The sequence below is a fragment of the Hymenobacter aranciens genome (genome assembly GCF_030580865.1).
GTDB lineage: Bacteria > Bacteroidota > Bacteroidia > Cytophagales > Hymenobacteraceae > Hymenobacter > Hymenobacter aranciens.
Map to the genome: position 1 here is coordinate 483,851 of NZ_JAUQSY010000001.1, position 20,229 is coordinate 504,079.

Below are 20,229 nucleotides of genomic sequence, written 5' to 3' on the forward strand. Positions count from 1 at the left end.
TTTCATTATCCCCCCGATTCATGCGGCATTTCCTCGCGCTATTTATCCTGCTAAGCTGCCTTGCCACCTTCCTGCCCGGCTGCGAGCCCAAGGAAGACCTGGTACAAACGGCCGGCAGCCTGACTATCGAGCAGGATACGGTGCTCTTCGACACCGTTTTCACCACCGTGGGCACCGTCACGAAGCGCCTCTGGGTGTACAACCGCAACAGCGGCGCCGTGAAAACCGACGTGAGTCTGGCCGGTCTGGCAGGTGGTACCTACTCGTTGATTATCAACGGTGACCAGGCCACTTCCGCCAGTGGCGTGCTTATTCGTGGCAACGACAGCATGCAGGTGCTGGTGAAAGCCAAGCTGGGCCCCACCGGCTACACTGGCGCGGCCAAGGACTTTCTGGTGCGCGACGACCTGCATTTCCGCACCAATGGCAACGACCAGCTGGTGCGCCTCATTGCCTACGGGCAGAATGCCTACTTCCACCGTGCCCGCATCATCAGCGGCAACGTGACCTGGCCCACCGATAAGCCTCACGTTATCATTAATAAAGATACGCTGATAGGTAATGATTTGGTGCCCATCGGCGTGTACGTCCTCAGCGGCAGTACGCTCAATATCCCGCCCGGCGCCCGCATCTATTGCCACGCCGGCGCCACCCTGCAGGTCGATGGTACGCTGCTGGTTGGACAGGGGCTGAATCCGCCCGCGGGCACTGAAGTGCCCGATTCCAGCGCCTCCATCGTGCGCTTCCGCGGCGACCGGCTCGAAAAATTCTACGACGACATTCCCGGTCAGTGGGCTGGTATCATATTCAGTCCCAACAGTTCCGGCAACCGCATCAGCTACACCGAAATCAAGAATGCTAACTTCGGCGTGTCGATTCTGAACTATGGCCCGGATGCTGACTACACCACGCCGCCCGATGTGACGCTGGAAAATACTACCATCCGTAACATCTCCGGCTCCAACCCGGCCTACGTGAGCAATAATTTACCGCCGGGCGGCATCGTCAGTCTGTCGGGGCGGGTGACGGCCAGGAACTGCCTGTTTACCAATTGCGGCGAGTACGCCGTGCTGGGCGTTGGGCAGAGTGCTATCAATCTGAATTTCTGCACGGTGGCCAACTATACACCGTCGTTTAATCGCAAGTCGTCTTCGCTCACATTTGATGGTAGCAAGCCCGATGAAACTGGCGTAATACTGCCATTAACGGTGCGAGTGAGTAATTCCATCATCTGGGGCTCTATTGAAGACGAACTGTATTGGGAAGGCTTTGCCGACCCGCGCTTCAATTATACTATCAGCATCAACAACAGTATTCTGCGCACGAAGGACTACGCTGATAACCCCAGCCAGTTCAACAATTCCGGTAATACCAACCAAACGAACGTCGCCGACCCAAAATTCAAGCGCACGCCACTTAATGCGTTCAATCGTTTCGACTACCGTCTGGATACCTTGTCGCCTGCTAGCAACCGGCCGCGTTTTGGCGCCGTTGTTGCTACCGATTTGGTGAATAAAACCCGCGACCTGACCCTGCCTGACCTAGGGGCTTATGAGCGGGTTAATCCATAAATAAGCGACGCAATGATAAAGAGCAAAGGGGCTGGCTGCTGCTACGTGCAATGGCCAGCCCTTTGCTTTGTTAGCGGTCTGACTTATTGAATGTTCACATTGCCTACGGCCGCGTATTCCTTCACGAAGGCATAAGGCTTGCCGCCCTGCGTCACCACGACGTAGCGAAACGGAATGACCTCAATTAGCGCCGTATTATTGGTCACCGTGGGCAATGTGCCAAGCTCGGCGGCGGTGAAGGTGACCGCTGCCTCGCGGCCTGTCCGCTTCAGCAACTGCTTGTTGCCGGCGGCAATCATTACATAAATCGAGTCGGCATTGCTGACGCTGTTCAGCGCCACCGTCAGATTCGTCGATTTGGTGATGCTTGTGGGCAGCGTGCCGTTATAGTCGGGCATCGAGCTGGTGTGGTTGTAGGTGAAAGCCGGGACGCTGCTGCTGCCCGCCACATTCCAGCTCGAGCCGTTTTCGAAGCCCAGGCTGGTGCCGGTCTGGCCGGTGGTGGTGGCCGAGAAATTGCCCGCTTTCACGTAGGCATTGTTCGAGGCCTTATCCAGCGCATTCTTGTTCACCGACACCGCGCCGGCATCGACCAGCGTGCTGGCCGAGCTGCCGAAAAAGGTTGCTACGGCGCTTTCAATCTCAACCGGTACCGCCATGTTTATCTGCGGCACAGTATACTGGTAGCTCATTCGAATACTGGCTAAAGTGCCGGCCATTACCGTGCTACCCACCCGCGTGATGGTGGGCGAAGGCGGGGTTGGCGTGGTGTTGGCAGGCGTGGCCGTCGATTCATCTTTTTTGCAGGAGCCTAGAGCCAAGACCAGGCCGGCGGCCAGAAACAGTGCAGAAGCGGAGAGCTTTTTCATGGGAAAATGGAGATTTACAAACGCCGCCAGCTGCGTGCCAACGACCTTGCAAAGGTGAGTCTCATGTTAAGAGGCTCACAATACCCAACTTCCCGTATTTTTCTGTCCGTGCCAGCCCGGAGACCAAGGCTCACTCCACTTGCCCGCTGACGGCGTAAGGCAAATCGTCGAAGAAAATAAGCTTCTGACGGCCCCTCACTTCGTAGCTTCGCAAGTGCCCTTGTTGCAACACCAGTTGCACATGTTTGTGCGTGTCAAACAGTGTATTGTGCTGCTCAATGTCGGCTTCCAGCAATCGCGTCTCCGTTCCGGCGCTCACCACCACCAACTCCTTGACCGGCGCGTTAGGCGGCGTGCCCTGGCGGGTGTAGCGCCGCCGCATCAGGCCGCCCGGCAGGGCGGTTGAATCAACCTTGTACACGCCCCGCAGAGCCGCTTTATTGATGTCGGCCTGGTAAAAAATCTGCAGTTCGTCGGCCCATTTCACCTTCGGCACCCGCACTGTTTCGGCCGCGCCGTCGCGTAGCGCCGCGTGCTTCTCCACGGCCGGGCTGTTCGCGCTCAGTTGCTTCACCTGCTGGTCAAGCAGGCCTTTCACGTCGAAATACAGCGGCACCCGGCTACCGGCCGGCCCCGCCGGGTCGGCAGAGTTGCAGCCGGCCAGCAAGCTGGTCAGCAGCACGGCTCCCCCGAGCTGGTAGCATCTATACAAGAGGTTGTCCGGCTTTAGCTTAGGCATTGGCCGGTTGCAGCAGGTTGTGGCCCGTCATCTCGGCGGGCTGGGGCACGCCCATCAGCGCGAGGATGGTGGGGGCCAGGTCGGCCAGCTTGCCGTCGGCAATGCCGCCGTGGTAATTATTATCGGCCAGAATGCAGGGTACCAGGTTGGTAGTGTGCGCCGTGTTGGGCGAGCCGTCGGCGTTGCGCATGAATTCGGCGTTGCCGTGGTCGGCAATGACGATGCAGGCGTAGTCGGCCGCCAGGGCGGTTTCAATCACGGCCTGGGCGCAGGCGTCGGTGGTTTCCACCGCCTTCACCACGGCCTCAAACACGCCGGTGTGGCCCACCATGTCGGGGTTGGCGAAGTTCAGCACCACGAAATCAGCCGATTTAGCCTGCAGCTCAGGTATCAGCGCGTCGCGCAGCTCGGCGGCGCTCATTTCAGGCTGCAGGTCGTAGGTAGCCACCTTGGGCGAGTTGCGCAGGATGCGGCGCTCGCCCGGGAATTCCACCTCCCGACCGCCCGAGAAGAAAAATGTCACGTGCGGATACTTTTCCGTCTCGGCAATACGAATCTGCGTCTTGCCGTAAGCCGCCAGCACTTCGCCCAGCGTATTGTTCAGATTGTCCTTATCGAAAATGGCCTCTACTCCCGCGAACGTGTCGTCGTAGTTCGTCATCGTGAGGTAGTGCAGGTTCAGCCGGTGCATCTGGTAGGCGTTGAAGTCTTGCTGCGTCAGCGCCTCCGTGATTTCGCGGCCCCGGTCGGTGCGGAAGTTGAAGCAAATCACCACGTCGCCTTCCTGAATGGTGGCCAGCGGCTGCCCGTCGGTGCCGGTTTTCACGATGGGCTTCAGAAACTCGTCCGTAACGCCTTCTTTATAAGACTCCTGAATGGTTTGAATCAGGTTCTGCGAGGCGTTGCCCACGCCGTTTACCAGCAGGTCGTAGGCCACTTTCACCCGCTCCCAGCGCTTGTCGCGGTCCATGGCGTAGTAGCGGCCCACCACCGAGGCGATTTTGGCGCCGGTGCGCTCGTTGTGCTGCTCCAGCTCGTTGATGAAATGCACGCCACTCTTGGGGTCGGTGTCGCGCCCATCGGTGAAGGCGTGCACGAAAGTATGCCGGATGCCAGCCTCGTGCGTGATGGTACACAACGCTTTGGCGTGGTCGATGTGCGAATGCACGCCACCATCCGACAGCAGGCCAATCAGGTGAACGGGTTTGTCGTTGGCTTTGGCGTAGTCGATGGCCTTGGCCAGCACGGGCATCTGGGCCAGCTTGCGCTCGCGGGCCGATTTGCTGATGCGAACCAGCTCCTGGTCCACCACGCGGCCGGCACCGATGTTCATGTGGCCCACTTCCGAGTTGCCCATCTGGCCCTCGGGCAGGCCCACCGCCTCGCCCGAAGCCTGTAATTTACTGTGCGGAAACCGCTGCAACAGCCCGTGGAAAAAGGGCGTACTAGCCGCATCCACGGCCGAAACCTTCGGGTCGGGCGCAATGCCCCACCCATCCAAAATCACCAATAAAACCTGCTTGTTCATGGGGCGAAGATACGGCCCGCCTTGCGAGCCGGGCATCGTTAATTATATTTCGCCTCTAACACTGCTTCTAGGGTCTTGGTTATGGCCTAGGCAGTGAAATCGTCCGTAAATTTGCCGGTCGCCGAGCATCAATTTCCATTTCTTGCCCTTACTGGCACCATTTTGGCTTGCAAAAATTCGCGCATGACGCACTATCTACCCCGATAATGAAACGCTATCTATTTCGAACGCTACTATTTGGCTGGCTATTGATGCTAGGGACGGTGGCCGCCCACGCCCAGACGGATAACCTGGCGGCCGTGCGCCTGGCCTTGCGCAACGGCTCCTCGCGCGAGCTGGCGCAGTACCTGGCCCCCACCGTAAAAGTCGGTTTCAGCGGCGACGAGCAAAGCTACAGCTCGACGCAAGCAGAGCTGGTAATGAAGGACTTCTTCGCCAAAACTGCTCCCAGTAGCTTTGAGTACATCCACCAGGGCGGTACCACCGAAGGCCAGATTCAATACGCCATTGGCCGCTACACCGGCCGCGGCGGCGTGTACCGGGTGTTCGTGAAGCTCAAGCCCGCCCGTGGAGCGTTGCTCATCGAAACCATTGATTTTACCAAAGAATAAAACGACGACTTGCCTTGTCTTTGTAAACCCCGGTCTGAGCAAGACCGGGGTTTTTCTTTTGTTAAGGTTGCTGGTGCGCGCCAGCCCCATATTGCCGCCATTTCCCTTTTTGCACTTTATTAAAAGGAAGAACCGTAATTTTGCCACGTGCAAACCCCACCCTACCTCACGCCCGAAGCTCTGACCACCTTTATCCGCACGGCCCTGGCCGAGGATGTCGGCGACGGCGACCACTCGGCCCTGGCGGCCATCCCGGCCGAGGCCCACAACCGGGCCCACCTGCTGGTGAAGGGCGAAGGTATTCTGGCCGGGGTAGAGTTGGCCCCACTTATCTTCCACGCCGTGGACCCGAGCTTGCGCCTCGACGTGCGCCTGACCGACGGCACGCCCGTGAAACACGGCGACATCGCCTTCACGGTGGAAGGGCCGGCCCGCAGTATTCTTACGGCCGAGCGGCTGGTGCTCAATTGCATGCAGCGCATGAGCGGCATTGCCACCTACACCGCCCACCTGACCAGCCTGCTGGCCGGCACCAAAACCAAGCTGCTCGACACTCGCAAAACCACGCCTAACTTCCGCCTTTGCGAAAAATGGGCCGTGCTCATCGGCGGCGGCGTCAATCACCGCTTCGGGCTGTTTGACATGATAATGCTCAAGGACAACCACATCGACTACGCCGGTGGGGTAGGGGCAGCCATCGCCGCCACGCATGACTACCTGCGCCGCACCGGCCGCCAGTTGCCCATTGAAGTCGAAACCCGCAACCTGACCGAAGTGCAGCAGGCCCTCGACGCGGGCGGCATCGACCGCATCATGCTCGACAACATGAAGCCCGCCCAGCTGCGCGAAGCCGTGGCCCTGATTGCCGGCCGCGTGCCCACCGAGGCCAGCGGCGGCATCACCGAGCAAACCCTGGCTGAGGTCGGTGCCACGGGCGTCGATTACATCTCCGTGGGCGCGCTCACACACTCGGCCCCGATTATCGACCTGAGTCTCAAAGCATATTAGTTTAATGGTTAGTGGTTAATGATTAATGGTTAATTGGGTTAACCCGCTTTGCCCTGAATTCATCATTAATCATTCACCATTAATCATTCACCATTAAAAAACATGAATCAACCCAACCAACGCGGGGGCGGTGGCTTCCGGCAGGCCCAGCAGCCGACGCCGCTCGCCATCCGCACCAAGAAAACGCAGCTCGACACCAATACCTACACCCGCATAGCCATGGCCGAGGTGTGGAAAAAAGACTGGCCTTACGCGCTGATTCCGTTTGCTATCGGCTTACTGCCGGCCATTTTCCTGCCCTCGTGGTGGTGGATTGCGCTGGCCGTGCTGCTCACGGTGCTGTTTGTGCTGCTGCGCTCGGCCCAGGTGACGGGCGTGACGCAGATGCAGGACAGCAAGCCGCTGTTTGAGCGCATGAGCTACGAGATGGACAACCGCATGCTGCTGCTGCGCGTGAGCGCCGAAAAAGCCATGCAGGTAGGCTGGGATAACATTGAGCGTGCCCGCCGAACCGACGACGGCTACCAGCTTTACCTCAAAGCCGGCACCCCGCCGGCGGGCCTGGCTGCGTGGCGCCTGTGGGTGGCGCGCACGTTTGCTGTGCCGGTGTTTTTACTTTTGCCCCAGCGCATCTTCAATTCTCCCAACGACGTGAAGCTGTTTGAGGCCCTGCTGCGCCGCAAAAACCTGCTGCCCGCCGAAGCCGGTGCGCCGCAGGCCGCGTAGCAAACCGCTTGAAATCTGAAAATTATAATCCGACAACTCTTTGCAATGAAGCTGACTACTGTTCGTCTGCTGGCCCTGGCCACCGCCGTTATCGCCCTGAATGCCTGCTCGAGCGAGCCCTCCGACTGGCGCCCCGATGAAAAAGTGTCGATTGACACCGTGGACCCCGGCCACCGCACTTCCGATAATTTCGACCTCGATACGGAGCACGGCCACGCCCACAACCACGACGCCAACGGCGCCGAAATGCACGGTGAAGGCCACGAGAGCCACGCCGTAGACAGCCACGGCGAAAGCACCACCGAAGAAAACACCGACCACGTGCACGCCCCCGGTGGCCCCGGCGCCCCGGCCGCCGAAGCCACCATCTCGGCCAATGCCGAAGAAGGCATGCGCAAGCGCGGCGAGATGCACGACCAGGGCAAATCGAGCCAGGACGACACCACGGCCGACGGCCACGAGGTACAACGCTAAGCCACTTCCGCCAGCTTTCCGGCTATTGACGGCCGGAAAACCGGAAATGATTTACAGCGCAACTTTGTTGCAATTATTATTGCAACAAAGTTGCGCTTTTGTGATTTGATGTGAATGCCAGCGCCATAAGCTGCGCAGTTTCACGGATTGTTATTGAGTATGTGGTTTGCTATTTTCCTGCTATTGGTCACGGTGTTGGGGGCGGGCTGGGCGGCGGCGCTGGTGCCGGCGGCCCACGGCGGCCGCTGGCTGAAGCCGTTGCTGGCCTTTAGCGGGGCGTATTTGTTTACCCTCACGGTGACGCACCTGCTGCCGGAGGCGCTGCACCTGCTGCCCGATGAGCCGCACACGGTGGGCTACTGGGTGCTGGGCGGTTTTTTCGGGCAGCTGCTGCTGGAGGTTTTCTCGCAGGGCGTCGAGCACGGGCACGTGCATCACGAGCCTTCGCACGGGCCGCACGGTGTGGTGGGGCGGGTGCCGTTTATGCTGCTGGGCTCGCTGGTGCTACACTCGTTTTTGGAGGGCACCATTCTGGTGCGCACGCCGGAGGCGCAGGAAATCAGCCAGAATTTTTACGCCATTGTGGTGGGCGTGGCCTTGCACCACATTCCGGCGGCGTTTGCGCTGGCTACGCTGCTGCGGCTGCGTTTGGGCAGCTTTGCGCGCATGTGGCCGCTGCTGCTGGTGTTTGCGCTGGCCTCGCCGGCAGGCATTGTGTTCAGCAATTACGTGGCGCTGGACTCGCTGCTGCAGGGTGGCATGTACGCGGCGCTGCTGGGGCTGGTGGCCGGTAATTTCCTGCACGTTTCAACTACTATTTTGTTTGAAACCAGCCCCGAGCACCGGCTGAACTGGCCGAAGCTGGCGGCTACGCTGGGCGGGCTGGTGCTCGCGCTGGCGGTGGCGTAAGCAGGGAATAGCATCGAAAAAGAACGTCATCCTGAGCGGCGCAGCCGCGAAAGGACCTCGCCCGCGCCGGTCGGAGTAGTGATTTCAATCGTTCAGCCGAAAGACGTTACTACCACAACGAAGCAGATGAGGTCCTTTCGCGGCTGCGCCGCTCAGGATGACGTTCTTTTTGCTCTTATTCTCCCTCTACCACCCGCCCACTGCCCCGCACAAACACCTCCAGCTGCCGGGCCCGCGCCGTTTCCTGCGCCAGCGCTGCCTGCAGCCGCTCCAGCCGCTGGCGCATAGCCAGGATAATGTCAACCGCCTCGGGCGGCAACCCCAACTCGTGGTGCAGGCGGGCCAGACGGGGCAGTACCACGTCGGGCTCCTCTACCGCCACGGCATCGGGCGCGGCCGCCGCATCGAGCAGCCCAAAATCAACAAACGTGCGCAGGTCATTGGCATCGAGGCCGTAGCGCGAGTGGCACTCCTGGAAAGTGAGGGTGATGATATGCGTTTCCATAGGGCAGGCTAGGTAGTGGGCCGCAGGGCCGCCAATTGCTGGAACAGTTCTTTTTCCTGGTCGGTAAGGTTTTGGGGGAGGGTCAGGTTGAGGCGCAGGTAGAGGTCGCCGAACTGGCCGTCCTGCTTGTACACTGGGAAGCCTTTGCCGCGCAGGCGCAGGCGAGTGCTGTTGGCGGTTTCAGGTTTGATTTTGATTTTTACCGGGCCGCTCAGCGTGTCCACGGTTTGCTCGCCGCCGAGCAGGGCGGTGTAGATGCTCACGGGCACATCCTGGGTGAGGTCGTTACCGGTGCGCACGTAGCGGGCGTCGGACGCGATGCGGAACGTGATGAGCAGCGAGCCGTTGGGCCCGCCGTGGCGGCCGGGCCCGCCCTGGTCGCGCAGCCGGATGGTCTGGCCATCGGCGATACCGGGGGAGATGTTCAGGCGCAGGCTTTTGCCGTTCACGGTGATGGTGCGCGGGCCGCCGTGGTAGGCTTCTTCCAGCGGGATTTCCAGCTCGGCCTGCAAATCCTGGCCGGCGCCGGGGCGGCTGCCACCCGCACCGCGCCCACCGCCGCCCATGTTGCCGAAGAGCGAGCCGAAAAAGTCGGAGAAATCGCCACCGTCGCCAAAGGGGCTGCCGCCGCCACCGCCAAAGTCACCGCCCTGGGTGTACTGGCTCCAGTCGAAGCCACCGCCGGGTTGGCCACTACGGCCCGCGCCCCCACCGGGCTGCTGCTGGTAGCGCTGCCAGTCGGCCCCGAACTGGTCGTATTTCTTGCGTTTGTCGGGGTCGCTAAGCACTTCGTTGGCCTCGTTGGCCTCTTTGAACCTGCGCTCCGCCTCGGCGTCATTGGGGTTCACGTCGGGGTGGTGCTGGCGGGCCAGCTTGCGGTAGGCTTTCTTGATTTGCTCGGTGGTAGCGTTTTTGTCCACGCCCAGCACTTTGTAATAGTCCTTGTAATCCATGCGATAAGTTGCTTGGCACAATGTGTGCCTTATTGAACGCAAGCGGCCGGTGCAATGTTGGCGCGCCAGAACCTGCAAAAATGGCCCCGGTTTTGTACTTATAGATTACGGCAGTATTAGCTAACGGCCGCAACGTCGTATCTTGCGCCGGTTTACGTTATCGTATATCCGTTTCCCCTCACCCCAAATTACACTTTTTCATGTCTATCAAGACCCTGGTTTGCAGTCTGAGTGCTGTACTACTACTGTCGGGTGCCGCCCAAGCCCAAACTACCCCGGCGAAGGGCCGCGTGCAGCCCAAACCCCGCGCCGCCACCGCGCAGCCCGGCGCTGCCGTGAAGGACGGCCTGACTATGAAAGGCGGCCGTGTGGTGCTCACCGAGCTGGGCATCACCAACCCGATAACGGCCGATAAAACCCTCATCAACGGCACGGTTATCAGCACGACCGGCCTGGTGACGGCCAAAGACGGCACCACCACCCAGATGGGCGAGGGCGACCAGGTGTCGCTGACGGGCCGCGTGACCAGCCGGGCCGCCATTATGGAGGCGGACAGCCTGCTGAAAATAAAGCAGTTTGACCAGAAATATCCGGGCAAGCGCAAGAAGATGGAGGAGGAGCGTGCTAAGAAGGAGAAAGACAAAAAGGAGCGCGAAGAAGCGAAGGCCAAAGCCGCCGCCAAGCGCGAGAAAGACAAGGCTAAGTCGAAAAAATAGCCTTCGACAACCACCCAATAAAGCGGCCGCCGGACATTGTCCGGCGGCCGCTTGTTATTTAGACAGTAGATGTTAGATATGAGACTTTCCGTCTGACGATAAGTCTCATGTCTCGTTACTTGTACGTGTACCAGTTCAGGACCTCCAGGCCCGCCGCGTCGTCGGCGGCTTCTACCACCTCATCGATAACGTATTGCACTTCGGCCTCGCTCCAGCCTTCGTCTTCGGCGGCGGGCACAAACAGGTCGAGGGCGGCGTAGCGGTTGGTATTGGGCGGCAGGGTCCAGCGCACTTTTTTGCGGATGTTCATGGAAGCCATGGCGGAGCGGGATTTTAGCGTTTGGAGGAGGAAGTGGGGGCGGCTTTGATGACTTTGAGCTGCACGGGCACCACGCCGGCCTCAACGAGGTCGAGCTTGCGGGCGGCCTTGCGCGACACGTCCACGATGCGGCCCTTCACGTGCGGGCCGCGGTCGTTGACGACGACTTTTACGGAGCGGCCGTTTTTGACGTTGGTGACTTTGATGCGGGTGCCGAAGGGCAGGGTGTTGTGGGCGGCCGTCATCTGGCCGGGGCGGTAGGGGGCGCCGCTGGCCGTGGGCCGGCCGTTGAACTTATCAGCGTAGTAGGAGCCCTGGCCCGATTGGGTGAAGGCGTTTTTGCTGCCGCCGCAGGCCGATAACATGCCTAAAATTAACATGGTAAATAACCGGGCAGCGTTAGCAAGCAAGGTGGCGGCGGGACGTTCTTTCGGGTGCTTCATCGCGTATGGTAGCGTAGTTGACCGCCTTTTTGTTTGGCTTATTTCGCTTTTTCGGGCACGCGCATGGCTTGCAGGGCTTCATAATTGCCCTGGAAAACGTTGAAGTCGACTACGCCGCGGATGCCGGGCACGTAGGCTTCGTCGGAATGCTGCCAGATTATCCACTTGCTCTTGGGCATCACGGGCTTCTCGACCTCGTAGTGGGCCAGCCAGAGCGGATATTTGTCGAAGTGCCCGGCCAGGTGGCGGCGGTAGAAACCGTGGTTGGAATAGATGATGGGACGCACGCCGTAGTTCGCCTCCACGAGGCGCAGCCAGCGGGCCACTTCGCGGCGCATCACGGCCACGTCGTGAAAGTTAGCGGCTTCGACGTCGAGCACTGGGGGCAGGTCGCCGGGCTCGATGGGCACGTAGCGGGTGAACAGGTCAGCCTGGGTTTTGCCGTCGCGGTTGGGCTGGAAGTAGTGGTAGGCGCCGCGCAGGATGCCGGCCTTGTGGGCCTCACGCCAGTTGCGCTGGAAGCGCGGGTCGCGTAGCGTGGCCCCTTCGCTGGCCTTGATGAAGGCGAAGCGCACGTTGTGCTTGGCCACTTCGGGCCAGTCGATTTTGCCCTGGTAGGCCGATACGTCGATGCCGTGAACGGAATAACCGGACAGCAGCGGCGTTTTTTCGCGCCCCGTGAGGCCGCCGCTGGTGAAAGTGGCCCAGGCCCGCCGGATGTAGCGATTGAGCTGCCGCTGGTTGCGTTGGTAGATGTAGCCACCCACGAGGCCCAGCACCAGCAGCGCAGTCAGCAGCCAGCGCCCCCAGGGAAACCCCAGGCGACGGGCAGCAGGCTTGCGGGAGGAGGGGCGGGGAGTGGGCGGCATGCAGGAGAACTGGTCAAAAATAACGCACGCCCGCGCTCCAATCGTGCCCCGCACCGTCTTTTTCGCCAACTTTACGCGTATTCCCGCATTATTTCGCCCATGTCTTTCCTCCTGAACTCCGAAGCCCGCGACGAATCCGGCCACCTCATCCGCGAGTTGCACGGGGTGAAGCTGGCCGATATTCTCACCTACCTCGTGGCTGCCTACGACTGGCCCGGCCTCGACGAGCGGCTGCGCATGAACTGCTTTGCCGTGAACCCCAGCATCAAATCGAGCCTGAGCTTCCTGCGCCGCACACCCTGGGCCCGGGCCAAAGTGGAGGAGCTCTACATCAAAGCCCGCACGGCCGACGTGACGGGCCGCAAACGCCCCTAGCGCATGGCCGGCTCCGCTCCTAAATCTTCGGGAAGCGCGCTACTGGCTGGTTTGGCGGGCTTTGTGGTGTTCGAAACGCTGGCGTTTTTCCTGCTGCGCTTCCTTACCTCCGGCCTGGGCGAGGCCGACCAGTACCAGCCCGACAACACCATCGTCAGCAACTGGGTGAAGACGATGGTGTTCGTACTACTGCACCTGACGCTGGTGATTGTGGCCGTGCTGGTGCTGAGCAACCGGCTGCCGCGCCATTATCGCGGGCAGGTGATGGGGTGGTTTTATCTATCGCTGCTGATGAGCTTTGTGCTGCTGATTCCGCTGTTCGGGTAACGTGAACTACAGCTGAGTTAAAAGTTGAGGGTTAAAAGTTAAAACCAGTTCATCACTGCTTTTAACTTTTAACCCTCAACTTTTAATTTGTAAAAAGGAGGCTCTTACGACAGCACTTCCTTCTCTGCGCTGCCCTTTTCCTTGCCTTTGAGCACTTCGTGCGCTTTCGCCACCACGTTTTCCACGGTGAAGCCAAACTCCGCCATCACTTCCTCACCCGGGCCCGATTCGCCAAAGCGATTCATCGCAAGGCTGAAGCCTTCGTCGGTGGCGTACTTGTGCCAGCCGATGGGCGAGCCGGCCTCAATGGTAATGCGCTTTTTCAGGCTGGGCGGCAGTATTTTGTGTTGGTATGTTTCGTCCTGCTGCTCAAACAATTCCCAGCTGGGCATGCTCACTACGCGGGCCGGTACGCCTTCCTTCGCCAGGGCTTCCTGCGCCTTCAGCGCCAACGAAACCTCGGAGCCGGTGGCGATGAGAATGAGCTTCGCCTGACCTTCGGCTTCTTTCAGAATGTAAGCGCCTTTGGCCACGCCCTCGCGGGCCGAGCCGAGCACGGTCTGGTCGAAAACCGGCAGCTTCTGGCGGCTGAGAATCAGCAGCACCGGCGACTTGGGCTTGGTGAGGGCCACGCGCCACGATTCGACGGTTTCGTTGGCATCGCCGGGGCGCAGCACAATGATATTGGGGATGGTGCGCAGCGATACCACCTGCTCGATGGGCTGGTGGGTGGGGCCGTCTTCGCCCAGCCCGATGCTGTCGTGGGTGAAGACGAACGTAACGGCCGACTCGGCCAACGCCGTGAGACGGATGGCCCCGCGCATGTAGTCGCTGAACGTGAGGAAGGTACCGCCGTACACGCGCAGGCCGCCGTGGTGGCTCAGGCCGTTGAGGGCGCCGCCCATGGCGTGCTCGCGCACCCCAAACCAGACGTTGTTGTGGGCATAATTACCTGGCTGAAAGCTCACGTCGCCGCTCGTCGGCATGTCGTTGGAGCTGGCCAAATCGGCCGAGCCGCCGAAGAGGTAGGGGATGCTTTTCTTCAACGCTTCCAGCGCTTTGCCCGAAGCTTGGCGGGTGGCCAGCTCTTTATCAGCAGGCGTGAAGACGGGCAGGTCCTTGTCCCAGTCCTTCGGCAACTCGCCTTTAAAGGAAATCTGAAACTGCTTGGCTTCGGCTTCAAATTCCTTCGCGAATTTCGCAAACTGCTCATCCCATTCCTGTTGCAGCTTGGCGCCGCGCTTCCCGGGCTCCAGCAGGTGCGGCTTCACTTCGGCGGGCACTACGAAGGATTTTTCGGGGTCGAAGCCGAAAAACGCCTTGGCTTTCTTGAGGTTTTCCTCACCCAGCGGCGAGCCGTGCACTTTACTGGTGCCTTCCTGGGGGCTGCCAAAGCCGATGATGGTTTTGACCGAAATCAGCGACGGGCGTTCGGTTTCGGCCTGCGCGGCTTTGATAGCAGCTTCAATGGCATCCAGGTCGTTGCCGTCGGCCACGCGCTGGGTGTGCCAGCCGTAGGCGTCGAAGCGTTTCAACACGTCCTCGGTGTAGGCCAGCTTGGTGGGGCCGTCGAGGCTGATGTCGTTGTCGTCGTAGAGGTAAATGAGCTTACCCAGCTTGAGGTGGCCGGCCAGCGAAGCGGCCTCGGCCGAAATACCTTCCATTAGGTCGCCATCGCTCACAATGGCGTAGGTGTGGTGGTCTACTACATTGTGCCCGGGCTTGTTATAGAGCGCAGCTAAGTGCGCTTCGCCCATCGCCATACCCACTCCGTTGGCAAAACCCTGGCCCAGCGGGCCGGTGGTCACCTCCACGCCGGGCGTGATGTGCGACTCGGGGTGGCCCGGCGTGCGCGAGTGCAGCTTGCGAAACTGCTTGAGGTCGTCGAGCGACAAATCGTAGCCATATAAATGCAACAGGCTGTACAGCAGTGCCGAGCCGTGCCCGGCCGAGAGCACAAACCGGTCGCGGTTGGGCCACTTGGGGTCTTGCGGATTAAAGCGCAGGAAGCGCGACCACAGCACGTAGGCCATGGGCGCGGCGCCCAGCGGCAGGCCCGGGTGGCCCGAGTTGGCCGCCTGCACGGCATCGACGGATAGTAGGCGAATGGTGGAAACACTCAGGTCATCAAGCGAATGAGAAGCAGCCATAGGAAAGAAAATGGTTATGAAGAAAACCGTGTACGGGATTTGAGCGCCGCAAGTGGCATCTTCATAAGCTGATTTCCGGCGCACTTGTTACGCTCAATGCGCCCAATAGCACGCCCACTGGCATCGGAGTCTGTTCAATTCGTCAAATCCGTTTGAAACGAAGTTCGGGGTAGCCAATCTGTGGTCCAAAACAAAACCACCGCTGTGGGCGGTGGCTCAATGAGTAACACAAAGACAATGGTACGCTCCCGGTCGGTCCCGGGGTTATCAGCAGACGGCGGTGCCGGTCGGTCCCGGCGTTATGGGTTGGTAGTCGGATTGCCGACTAATTTACTTTATTCGACCAGCTTATTCCTCGTCGGCCGGGCGCACGTCGATTTCGCGCTGCGTGGGACGTTTGAAGGGAATGCGGACCAGCAACTCGTCGTCTTCCTGCACAGCGTCGATGCGGGCGAGGTCGAGGTTGGTGGGCATGTCGAGCGTTTGCACGAAGAGCGGGGCGGTTACCGAGTCGGAGGGCTCGTTGCGATGCTCACCGTACACGGTCAGGCGCTGGTTGTTAAGCACTACGCGAAAGGTGTCGGGCGATACCGAGGGCATGGCTACACGCAGAATTACGCCCTTTTCGCGCTGGTCGACGCGCAGGCGGGGCTGGGCCACGCCGCCGCCGATGGTGTTCATCAGGTCGAGCTGCGGGGCGATGTTACGGATAAATTCAGGGCTGATAAATTTCATGGCAAAGAGCCTGTTTCAGGTCGGCTTCGCCGCAGGTATTTCAAATAGTGTACCAACTTGAATCAGGGGCTAATCATCGTGACCATCAGTCAAATTGGCGGCTATTTGCTGCCACAAATCAGTGTTGTCGGCCATAGTGACTGAAAGTAACTATTGGCAGCCTTGCACCTCGCCGAAATGGCAGTTTTCGGTCCTAGAACCGGCTGGTGAGCCCGAAGTGGACTTTGGAATTGCCCAGCGCAAAGCTTTGCCGGGCCTCCTTCGACTGCCCCACTGAGTACACAAACTGGAACAAGCCGGCCGGGGTGCGGAAGCTCAGGCCCGCGCCCATGCCGGTAGGAAAATCATCGTAGCGCTCGGTCGGAATGTCCTGGCGTAGATACGCTTGGTCAACAAACAGAAAGACGTACGAATCGGCCCCGGTAAACTGCCGGAACTCGGCCGTAGTGACGGCGTAGGTACTGGCATAAAACAGGTTTTCGGCGAAGCCGCGCAAAGAGTTCAGGCCGCCCACGCGGAATAAGTCGTTCTTAAACAATCGCTCATTAATCAAGCTTTCGCCTCGGGCGCGCAGCAGCAGCACGCCATTGCGGCCCACCGGTGCGTAGCGCTCGGCGCGCAGGCCAAAGCTGTATTGGGTAGTGCGCAGCTTCACGCCATCGTAGAGCTCCGGGGCCAGAGCCGAGTTCTGCAAAATGGTTTTGGTGCCCACCGCGCCCTGCCCGGTGATGAGATAGCCGCGGTGTGGGAAATACAAATCATCAAGGCTGTTCCAGTTGTAAGCCAGGCCGTAAGAGTTGTAGCGGGAGTCAATGTTTTCGGGTAGGGTGGAGCGCGGTCTGGCCAGCGTGGTATCAAGCAGCCGTGAGCCGCGCTGCTCAAAAAAGAAGCTGACCCGCCCCGCCCGCGCCGTCGGGTAGGCCACTTCCACGCGAGGCTTAATGTTGAGAAAGTCGTAACTCTGGCGGTAAAGGTTGAACGTAGCGCTAACTTCCAGTGGTGTGCCAAAAAAGCTGGGGTGCAGGTACTGCATGTCGAGCAGCTGCGAGAAGGCGTCGGTTTTGCGGAATTGCAGGCCCGCACCCTTGCCGCCGCCCTTGATGTTGCGCAACGTCACGTTGACATCGCCGGTGAAAATAACGCCGCTGCCATCGGTATCGGGAATCACGCCAACGATGGCATCGAACTGGTTGCTGGGTCGCTCATCGAGCAGCAGATACACCCGCGCCCGACCCCGCGAGAAGCGCACTTCCGGCTCGGCCTTGAGGCGCACGTAGGGCAGCTGGCGCAGTAGCTGGGCGGCGGCCACCACGCGCTGCTGGCTGAAGGGCTGACCGGGCGTGATTTGCAGATACTTGGTGAGGAAGCGCTTCTTGGTTTTGGTGGTGCCCAGGATTTCCAGCGAGTCGAACACGATGAGCGGGCCGCGCTTGAGCACCACGCGTCCGGCAATGTCATGCCCGCTGAGCTGCACCGAATCGAGCCCGACGGTGGCGAAGGGAAAGCCCTGGTTTTCGGCTTCGGTGAGCACGCGCTCCTGCAGCTTGGTCCAGTCGGCGGGTACCCAGGGCTGGTTGCGGAAAAACCGCTCGCGGTAGCCGGCGCGGGTGAGTAGGGCGTCGCCGAGGTTGCCGTTGCGCAGGCGCGCCCAGCGGAATTTCTCGCCCACGTAGAGGCGCACCCGCACGGTGTCGCGGCGCCAGCGCATCTCGTCGGCCGAGGCAGTGAGGTAGGAATCGGCCTGCAAAGCCAGCACCAGCTCGCGCACCTCGCGCAGGGCGCTGAGCGAGTCGGGGACGGTGTTTTTAATCTTGATTCGACGCAGAATAGCCTTGTCAGCAACTTCGGCATCGATGCGCAGGAAGCGCGGGTGGGCCAGCGGGCGCGGCGCGGCTACGGGCGGCGGAGTGACCGCGCTGGGCGGTAGGGGAGGGGAGGCAATGCCGCCCTGGGCCGGAGCCGCCGGATTGAGCGTTTGCGCCCACGCCCTTACGCCAGGCAGACTCAAGCTCAGGCTTAGCAGCAGAAAGAAAAAACGCGTAAAATTCCGGGCGTACATTCGGGGAGGATAACGCAAATTCCCGCGTTTAATTTCAAAAGTAGCGCATGCTCTCGCTTGCGCCCTATTCTACTGCGCAAGCTGAAGCATGCGCTACTTATGTCCGGCCTCTACCTCCATATTCCGTTCTGCAAGCAGGCCTGCCACTACTGCGACTTCCATTTCAGCACCTCGCTGGCTGCGAAGCCGCAGATGGTGGCGGCTATTAGCAAGGAGCTGGAACTGCGGCGCAACTATTTAGTAGCAAATGAGCCGCTGCAAACCATCTACTTCGGTGGCGGTACCCCGTCGCTGCTGACGAGCGACGAGCTGAACCGCATTTTCGAGGCCATCCACGCGCATTTCACCGTAGCGCCCCAGGCCGAAATCACGCTCGAAGCCAACCCGGATGACCTCAGCGCCACTAAGCTGGCCGAGCTGGCGGCTTCGCCCATCAACCGCATCAGCATCGGCCTGCAAAGCTTCCACGAGCCGCATTTGCGACTGATGAACCGCGCCCACTCGGCCGAGGAATCGACTACCGCCGTGCGCCGGGCACAGGACGCGGGCTTTGAGAATATCTCGGTGGACTTGATTTACGGCGTGCCCGCGCCCGGGCATCATATCTGGGAAGCGGACCTGGCCAATGTGCTGAATTTAAAGGTGCCGCACATCTCGGCGTATGCCCTGACCATCGAGCCCGGCACGGCGCTGGGCCACCGCACGAAGAAGGGAACGTTCATCCCGCCACCCGATGATTTCGTGGCCACGCAATTCGAAATGCTGCTAGCCGAGCTGCGCCGGCACGGCTACGAGCAGTACGAAATCAGCAACTTCTGCCAGCCCGGCCGCGAAAGCCGCCACAACAGCAACTACTGGCGCGGCGTGCCCTACCTGGGCCTCGGCCCCAGCGCCCACAGCTACGACGGCCTCAACCGCCAGTTTAACCTGGCCAACAACCCCCAGTACCTGCGCGCCATTCTGGAGCAGGGTACCGTGCCCGCTACCTTCGAAGAGCTCACACCCACCGACCGCGCCAACGACTATATCCTCACTACTTTGCGCACCGCCCGGGGCTGCGACCTAGCCCACCTGCGCAACCACCTGGGCGTCGACCTGCCCGCCCGGCACGCCGCCTACCTCACCGAACTGCAAGCCAAAGGCTGGGCCACCATTCGCCACGAGGTGCTTACCTTGACCGACGCTGGCAAACTGCTGGCCGACCACATTACCCTGGAGCTGTTTCAGGAAGCCCCCGCCGCATGAACCTTCTCAGCGACACCCTTGCCAGCGACGCCGACTTCTTCGTAGAGCAGGTCGAAATCGTGGCCATCGTCTTCGACAACACCGACGACGTGACCGTGTGGGCCACTACGGCTATCGACGACGAGCTGCATTTCTTCCACCTGGCGCTGCCCTTTAAGTCGCTCGACACGCTCATCAGCCTCGCCGCCGACCGCGCCGAAGCGATTCAGGAAGAAGTGGCCGACGCCCTGGCCGCCGGCGAGTGGCCCGTCCTGCTCGAATACCGCTCCGAAGAAAAGCCACCCCTGCCGCTCCCCAGCGTGGCCCTGAAGCTTTCGGTAACATACCCTGCGCCTGACCCAGAGGCTGGTGAGGAGGAAGCTGAAGACCCGGAGGACGCCATCCCGCATAACATCTTTTATCTCGAAGGCATCTACGCGCGCCTGGATTCGTGATGGCTGGGCCGGTATTCTACCTCATCCCCGGTTTGGGCGCCGATGAGCGGGTGTTCCGCCGCCTGCACCTCGTCGGCACCGTCCGCGTGCTGGATTGGCTGCCGCCCCAATCGACCACCGAGCCGCTGGCGCACTACGCCGCTCGTCTGGCTGAGGCCGTGCCGGTGGGGGAGGAGTGCTGGCTGGTGGGTGTTTCTTTTGGCGGCATTCTGGCGCAGGAAGTAGCGCGGCTGCGACCCCTGGCGCGAGTGGTGTTGATTTCCAGTCTTGCCAGCCCAGTTGAGTTGCCATTCACGCTGCGCTTGGCACGGGCCACATGGCTCTACCGGCTGTTCCCGCCGCAGCTGCTGAAACTGATGCCGCGCGTGGCGCAATGGTTTTTCGGGGCGCGCAACGGGACTGAATACAAGCTGCTGCACCAGATTATTCAGGATACCGACCCGGTTTTTGCACAGTGGGCCATTCGGCAACTGCTGCAGTGGCCGGGCGTGGCCGCCGCCCGGCCCGCCGTGCGCCTGCACGGCACCCGCGACCGGCTGCTGCCCGCCCGGGGCGTGGCCGTTGAATACCGCTTAACTCGTGGCGGCCACTTCATGATTGTCAGCCACGCCGCCGAAATCAGCCGCATCCTTAACCAACTGGCCGCGACCCAACCCTAACTTTG

At 60.6% G+C, this 20,229-nt stretch carries 23 protein-coding genes; 12 read left to right on the plus strand and 11 right to left on the minus strand.

What is annotated here, in order from left to right:
- Nucleotides 1–20 precede the first annotated feature (20 nt).
- Complete coding sequence (locus tag Q5H93_RS01715) at nucleotides 21–1,571, plus strand: hypothetical protein (RefSeq protein WP_305004744.1); 1,551 nt, start codon at nucleotides 21–23, stop codon at nucleotides 1,569–1,571.
- 83 nt (nucleotides 1,572–1,654) lie between these two features.
- Here the strand turns inward: Q5H93_RS01715 and Q5H93_RS01720 are convergent, their stop codons facing one another.
- From Q5H93_RS01720 to gpmI, 3 genes are all read right to left on the minus strand, one after another.
- Complete coding sequence (locus tag Q5H93_RS01720; protein ID WP_305004745.1) at nucleotides 1,655–2,440, minus strand: hypothetical protein; 786 nt, start codon at nucleotides 2,438–2,440, stop codon at nucleotides 1,655–1,657.
- Between the two features lie 130 nt (nucleotides 2,441–2,570).
- Nucleotides 2,571–3,179 carry a hypothetical protein gene (locus Q5H93_RS01725; protein ID WP_305004746.1) on the minus strand — a complete coding sequence of 203 codons (609 nt, stop codon included), beginning with the start codon at nucleotides 3,177–3,179 and terminating at the stop codon, nucleotides 2,571–2,573.
- Entirely contained in the window at nucleotides 3,172–4,707 is a 1,536-nt protein-coding gene (gpmI, locus tag Q5H93_RS01730; protein ID WP_305004747.1) for a 2,3-bisphosphoglycerate-independent phosphoglycerate mutase, read from the minus strand. The genes Q5H93_RS01725 and gpmI overlap by 8 nt, the downstream gene beginning before the upstream one ends.
- Before the next feature lie 206 nt (nucleotides 4,708–4,913).
- Between gpmI and Q5H93_RS01735 the strand changes: the two genes are divergently transcribed.
- From Q5H93_RS01735 to Q5H93_RS01755, 5 genes are all read left to right on the plus strand, one after another.
- Nucleotides 4,914–5,318, plus strand: coding sequence for a DUF4783 domain-containing protein (locus Q5H93_RS01735; RefSeq protein ID WP_305004748.1), 405 nt, complete (start codon nucleotides 4,914–4,916; stop codon nucleotides 5,316–5,318).
- A gap of 147 nt (nucleotides 5,319–5,465) precedes the next feature.
- On the plus strand, nucleotides 5,466–6,326 hold the full coding sequence (nadC, locus tag Q5H93_RS01740; RefSeq protein ID WP_305004749.1) for a carboxylating nicotinate-nucleotide diphosphorylase: 861 nt from the start codon (nucleotides 5,466–5,468) through the stop codon (nucleotides 6,324–6,326).
- A gap of 102 nt (nucleotides 6,327–6,428) precedes the next feature.
- Nucleotides 6,429–7,052 carry a YcxB family protein gene (locus tag Q5H93_RS01745; protein WP_305004750.1) on the plus strand — a complete coding sequence of 208 codons (624 nt, stop codon included), beginning with the start codon at nucleotides 6,429–6,431 and terminating at the stop codon, nucleotides 7,050–7,052.
- Nucleotides 7,053–7,097: 45 nt separating this feature from the next.
- Nucleotides 7,098–7,526, plus strand: coding sequence for a hypothetical protein (locus Q5H93_RS01750; RefSeq protein ID WP_305004751.1), 429 nt, complete (start codon nucleotides 7,098–7,100; stop codon nucleotides 7,524–7,526).
- A 159-nt stretch (nucleotides 7,527–7,685) separates the two neighbouring features.
- On the plus strand, nucleotides 7,686–8,435 hold the full coding sequence (locus tag Q5H93_RS01755; RefSeq protein ID WP_305004752.1) for a ZIP family metal transporter: 750 nt from the start codon (nucleotides 7,686–7,688) through the stop codon (nucleotides 8,433–8,435).
- Between the two features lie 175 nt (nucleotides 8,436–8,610).
- On the opposite strand, the gene Q5H93_RS01760 is transcribed toward Q5H93_RS01755, so the two are convergent.
- A complete protein-coding gene (locus tag Q5H93_RS01760) occupies nucleotides 8,611–8,940 on the minus strand; it encodes a chaperone modulator CbpM (protein ID WP_305004753.1) in 330 nt (109 codons plus the stop codon).
- Between the two features lie 8 nt (nucleotides 8,941–8,948).
- Complete coding sequence (locus Q5H93_RS01765) at nucleotides 8,949–9,893, minus strand: DnaJ C-terminal domain-containing protein (RefSeq protein WP_305004754.1); 945 nt, start codon at nucleotides 9,891–9,893, stop codon at nucleotides 8,949–8,951.
- A 200-nt stretch (nucleotides 9,894–10,093) separates the two neighbouring features.
- Between Q5H93_RS01765 and Q5H93_RS01770 the strand changes: the two genes are divergently transcribed.
- Nucleotides 10,094–10,609 (plus strand): DUF6799 domain-containing protein, encoded by a 516-nt coding sequence (locus tag Q5H93_RS01770; RefSeq protein ID WP_305004755.1) that lies wholly within the window; start codon nucleotides 10,094–10,096, stop codon nucleotides 10,607–10,609.
- 115 nt (nucleotides 10,610–10,724) lie between these two features.
- Here Q5H93_RS01770 and Q5H93_RS01775 read toward each other — a convergent pair whose 3' ends face one another.
- The 3 genes from Q5H93_RS01775 to Q5H93_RS01785 form a co-directional block, all read right to left on the minus strand.
- Nucleotides 10,725–10,928, minus strand: coding sequence for a hypothetical protein (locus Q5H93_RS01775; RefSeq protein ID WP_305004756.1), 204 nt, complete (start codon nucleotides 10,926–10,928; stop codon nucleotides 10,725–10,727).
- A 14-nt stretch (nucleotides 10,929–10,942) separates the two neighbouring features.
- A complete protein-coding gene (locus Q5H93_RS01780; RefSeq protein WP_305004757.1) occupies nucleotides 10,943–11,293 on the minus strand; it encodes a septal ring lytic transglycosylase RlpA family protein in 351 nt (116 codons plus the stop codon).
- Between the two features lie 116 nt (nucleotides 11,294–11,409).
- Nucleotides 11,410–12,240 carry a glycoside hydrolase family 25 protein gene (locus tag Q5H93_RS01785; protein WP_305004758.1) on the minus strand — a complete coding sequence of 277 codons (831 nt, stop codon included), beginning with the start codon at nucleotides 12,238–12,240 and terminating at the stop codon, nucleotides 11,410–11,412.
- A 99-nt stretch (nucleotides 12,241–12,339) separates the two neighbouring features.
- Between Q5H93_RS01785 and Q5H93_RS01790 the strand changes: the two genes are divergently transcribed.
- Together Q5H93_RS01790 and Q5H93_RS01795 are read left to right on the plus strand one after the other, a co-directional pair.
- Nucleotides 12,340–12,615 (plus strand): VF530 family protein, encoded by a 276-nt coding sequence (locus Q5H93_RS01790; protein WP_305004759.1) that lies wholly within the window; start codon nucleotides 12,340–12,342, stop codon nucleotides 12,613–12,615.
- A gap of 3 nt (nucleotides 12,616–12,618) precedes the next feature.
- Nucleotides 12,619–12,942 carry a hypothetical protein gene (locus tag Q5H93_RS01795; RefSeq protein WP_305004760.1) on the plus strand — a complete coding sequence of 108 codons (324 nt, stop codon included), beginning with the start codon at nucleotides 12,619–12,621 and terminating at the stop codon, nucleotides 12,940–12,942.
- Nucleotides 12,943–13,046: 104 nt separating this feature from the next.
- Here the strand turns inward: Q5H93_RS01795 and tkt are convergent, their stop codons facing one another.
- The 3 genes from tkt to Q5H93_RS01810 form a co-directional block, all read right to left on the minus strand.
- Entirely contained in the window at nucleotides 13,047–15,092 is a 2,046-nt protein-coding gene (gene tkt, locus Q5H93_RS01800; RefSeq protein ID WP_305004761.1) for a transketolase, read from the minus strand.
- A gap of 348 nt (nucleotides 15,093–15,440) precedes the next feature.
- Entirely contained in the window at nucleotides 15,441–15,827 is a 387-nt protein-coding gene (locus Q5H93_RS01805; protein WP_305004762.1) for an Hsp20/alpha crystallin family protein, read from the minus strand.
- 193 nt (nucleotides 15,828–16,020) lie between these two features.
- Nucleotides 16,021–17,886 (minus strand): BamA/TamA family outer membrane protein, encoded by a 1,866-nt coding sequence (locus tag Q5H93_RS01810; protein WP_305004763.1) that lies wholly within the window; start codon nucleotides 17,884–17,886, stop codon nucleotides 16,021–16,023.
- Between the two features lie 99 nt (nucleotides 17,887–17,985).
- On the opposite strand from Q5H93_RS01810, the gene hemW reads away from it, so the two are divergent.
- Genes hemW through Q5H93_RS01825 form a run of 3 tightly spaced genes read left to right on the plus strand, consistent with a single transcriptional unit; the run spans nucleotide 17,986 to nucleotide 20,224 of the window.
- Entirely contained in the window at nucleotides 17,986–19,131 is a 1,146-nt protein-coding gene (gene hemW, locus Q5H93_RS01815) for a radical SAM family heme chaperone HemW (RefSeq protein WP_305004764.1), read from the plus strand.
- Complete coding sequence (locus Q5H93_RS01820; protein WP_305004765.1) at nucleotides 19,128–19,565, plus strand: hypothetical protein; 438 nt, start codon at nucleotides 19,128–19,130, stop codon at nucleotides 19,563–19,565. The genes hemW and Q5H93_RS01820 overlap by 4 nt, the downstream gene beginning before the upstream one ends.
- Entirely contained in the window at nucleotides 19,565–20,224 is a 660-nt protein-coding gene (locus Q5H93_RS01825) for an alpha/beta fold hydrolase (RefSeq protein WP_305004766.1), read from the plus strand. Before Q5H93_RS01820 ends, Q5H93_RS01825 begins: the two co-directional genes overlap by 1 nt.
- Nucleotides 20,225–20,229 lie beyond the last annotated feature (5 nt).

Excerpts from the sequence above, each read along its gene's own strand:
- Q5H93_RS01715 (WP_305004744.1), top strand. The coding sequence starts at position 21 with ATGCGGCATTTCCTCGCGCTATTTATCCTGCTAAGCTGCCTTGCCACC.
- Q5H93_RS01720 (WP_305004745.1), bottom strand. The coding sequence starts at position 2,440 with ATGAAAAAGCTCTCCGCTTCTGCACTGTTTCTGGCCGCCGGCCTGGTC.
- Q5H93_RS01725 (WP_305004746.1), bottom strand. The coding sequence starts at position 3,179 with ATGCCTAAGCTAAAGCCGGACAACCTCTTGTATAGATGCTACCAGCTC.
- gpmI (WP_305004747.1), bottom strand. The coding sequence starts at position 4,707 with ATGAACAAGCAGGTTTTATTGGTGATTTTGGATGGGTGGGGCATTGCG.
- Q5H93_RS01735 (WP_305004748.1), top strand. The coding sequence starts at position 4,914 with ATGAAACGCTATCTATTTCGAACGCTACTATTTGGCTGGCTATTGATG.
- Q5H93_RS01745 (WP_305004750.1), top strand. The coding sequence starts at position 6,429 with ATGAATCAACCCAACCAACGCGGGGGCGGTGGCTTCCGGCAGGCCCAG.
- Q5H93_RS01750 (WP_305004751.1), top strand. The coding sequence starts at position 7,098 with ATGAAGCTGACTACTGTTCGTCTGCTGGCCCTGGCCACCGCCGTTATC.
- Q5H93_RS01755 (WP_305004752.1), top strand. The coding sequence starts at position 7,686 with ATGTGGTTTGCTATTTTCCTGCTATTGGTCACGGTGTTGGGGGCGGGC.
- Q5H93_RS01760 (WP_305004753.1), bottom strand. The coding sequence starts at position 8,940 with ATGGAAACGCATATCATCACCCTCACTTTCCAGGAGTGCCACTCGCGC.
- Q5H93_RS01765 (WP_305004754.1), bottom strand. The coding sequence starts at position 9,893 with ATGGATTACAAGGACTATTACAAAGTGCTGGGCGTGGACAAAAACGCT.
- Q5H93_RS01770 (WP_305004755.1), top strand. The coding sequence starts at position 10,094 with ATGTCTATCAAGACCCTGGTTTGCAGTCTGAGTGCTGTACTACTACTG.
- Q5H93_RS01775 (WP_305004756.1), bottom strand. The coding sequence starts at position 10,928 with ATGGCTTCCATGAACATCCGCAAAAAAGTGCGCTGGACCCTGCCGCCC.
- Q5H93_RS01780 (WP_305004757.1), bottom strand. The coding sequence starts at position 11,293 with ATGTTATCGGCCTGCGGCGGCAGCAAAAACGCCTTCACCCAATCGGGC.
- Q5H93_RS01785 (WP_305004758.1), bottom strand. The coding sequence starts at position 12,240 with ATGCCGCCCACTCCCCGCCCCTCCTCCCGCAAGCCTGCTGCCCGTCGC.
- Q5H93_RS01790 (WP_305004759.1), top strand. The coding sequence starts at position 12,340 with ATGTCTTTCCTCCTGAACTCCGAAGCCCGCGACGAATCCGGCCACCTC.
- Q5H93_RS01795 (WP_305004760.1), top strand. The coding sequence starts at position 12,619 with ATGGCCGGCTCCGCTCCTAAATCTTCGGGAAGCGCGCTACTGGCTGGT.
- tkt (WP_305004761.1), bottom strand. The coding sequence starts at position 15,092 with ATGGCTGCTTCTCATTCGCTTGATGACCTGAGTGTTTCCACCATTCGC.
- Q5H93_RS01805 (WP_305004762.1), bottom strand. The coding sequence starts at position 15,827 with ATGAAATTTATCAGCCCTGAATTTATCCGTAACATCGCCCCGCAGCTC.
- Q5H93_RS01810 (WP_305004763.1), bottom strand. The coding sequence starts at position 17,886 with ATGTACGCCCGGAATTTTACGCGTTTTTTCTTTCTGCTGCTAAGCCTG.
- hemW (WP_305004764.1), top strand. The coding sequence starts at position 17,986 with ATGTCCGGCCTCTACCTCCATATTCCGTTCTGCAAGCAGGCCTGCCAC.
- Q5H93_RS01820 (WP_305004765.1), top strand. The coding sequence starts at position 19,128 with ATGAACCTTCTCAGCGACACCCTTGCCAGCGACGCCGACTTCTTCGTA.
- Q5H93_RS01825 (WP_305004766.1), top strand. The coding sequence starts at position 19,565 with ATGGCTGGGCCGGTATTCTACCTCATCCCCGGTTTGGGCGCCGATGAG.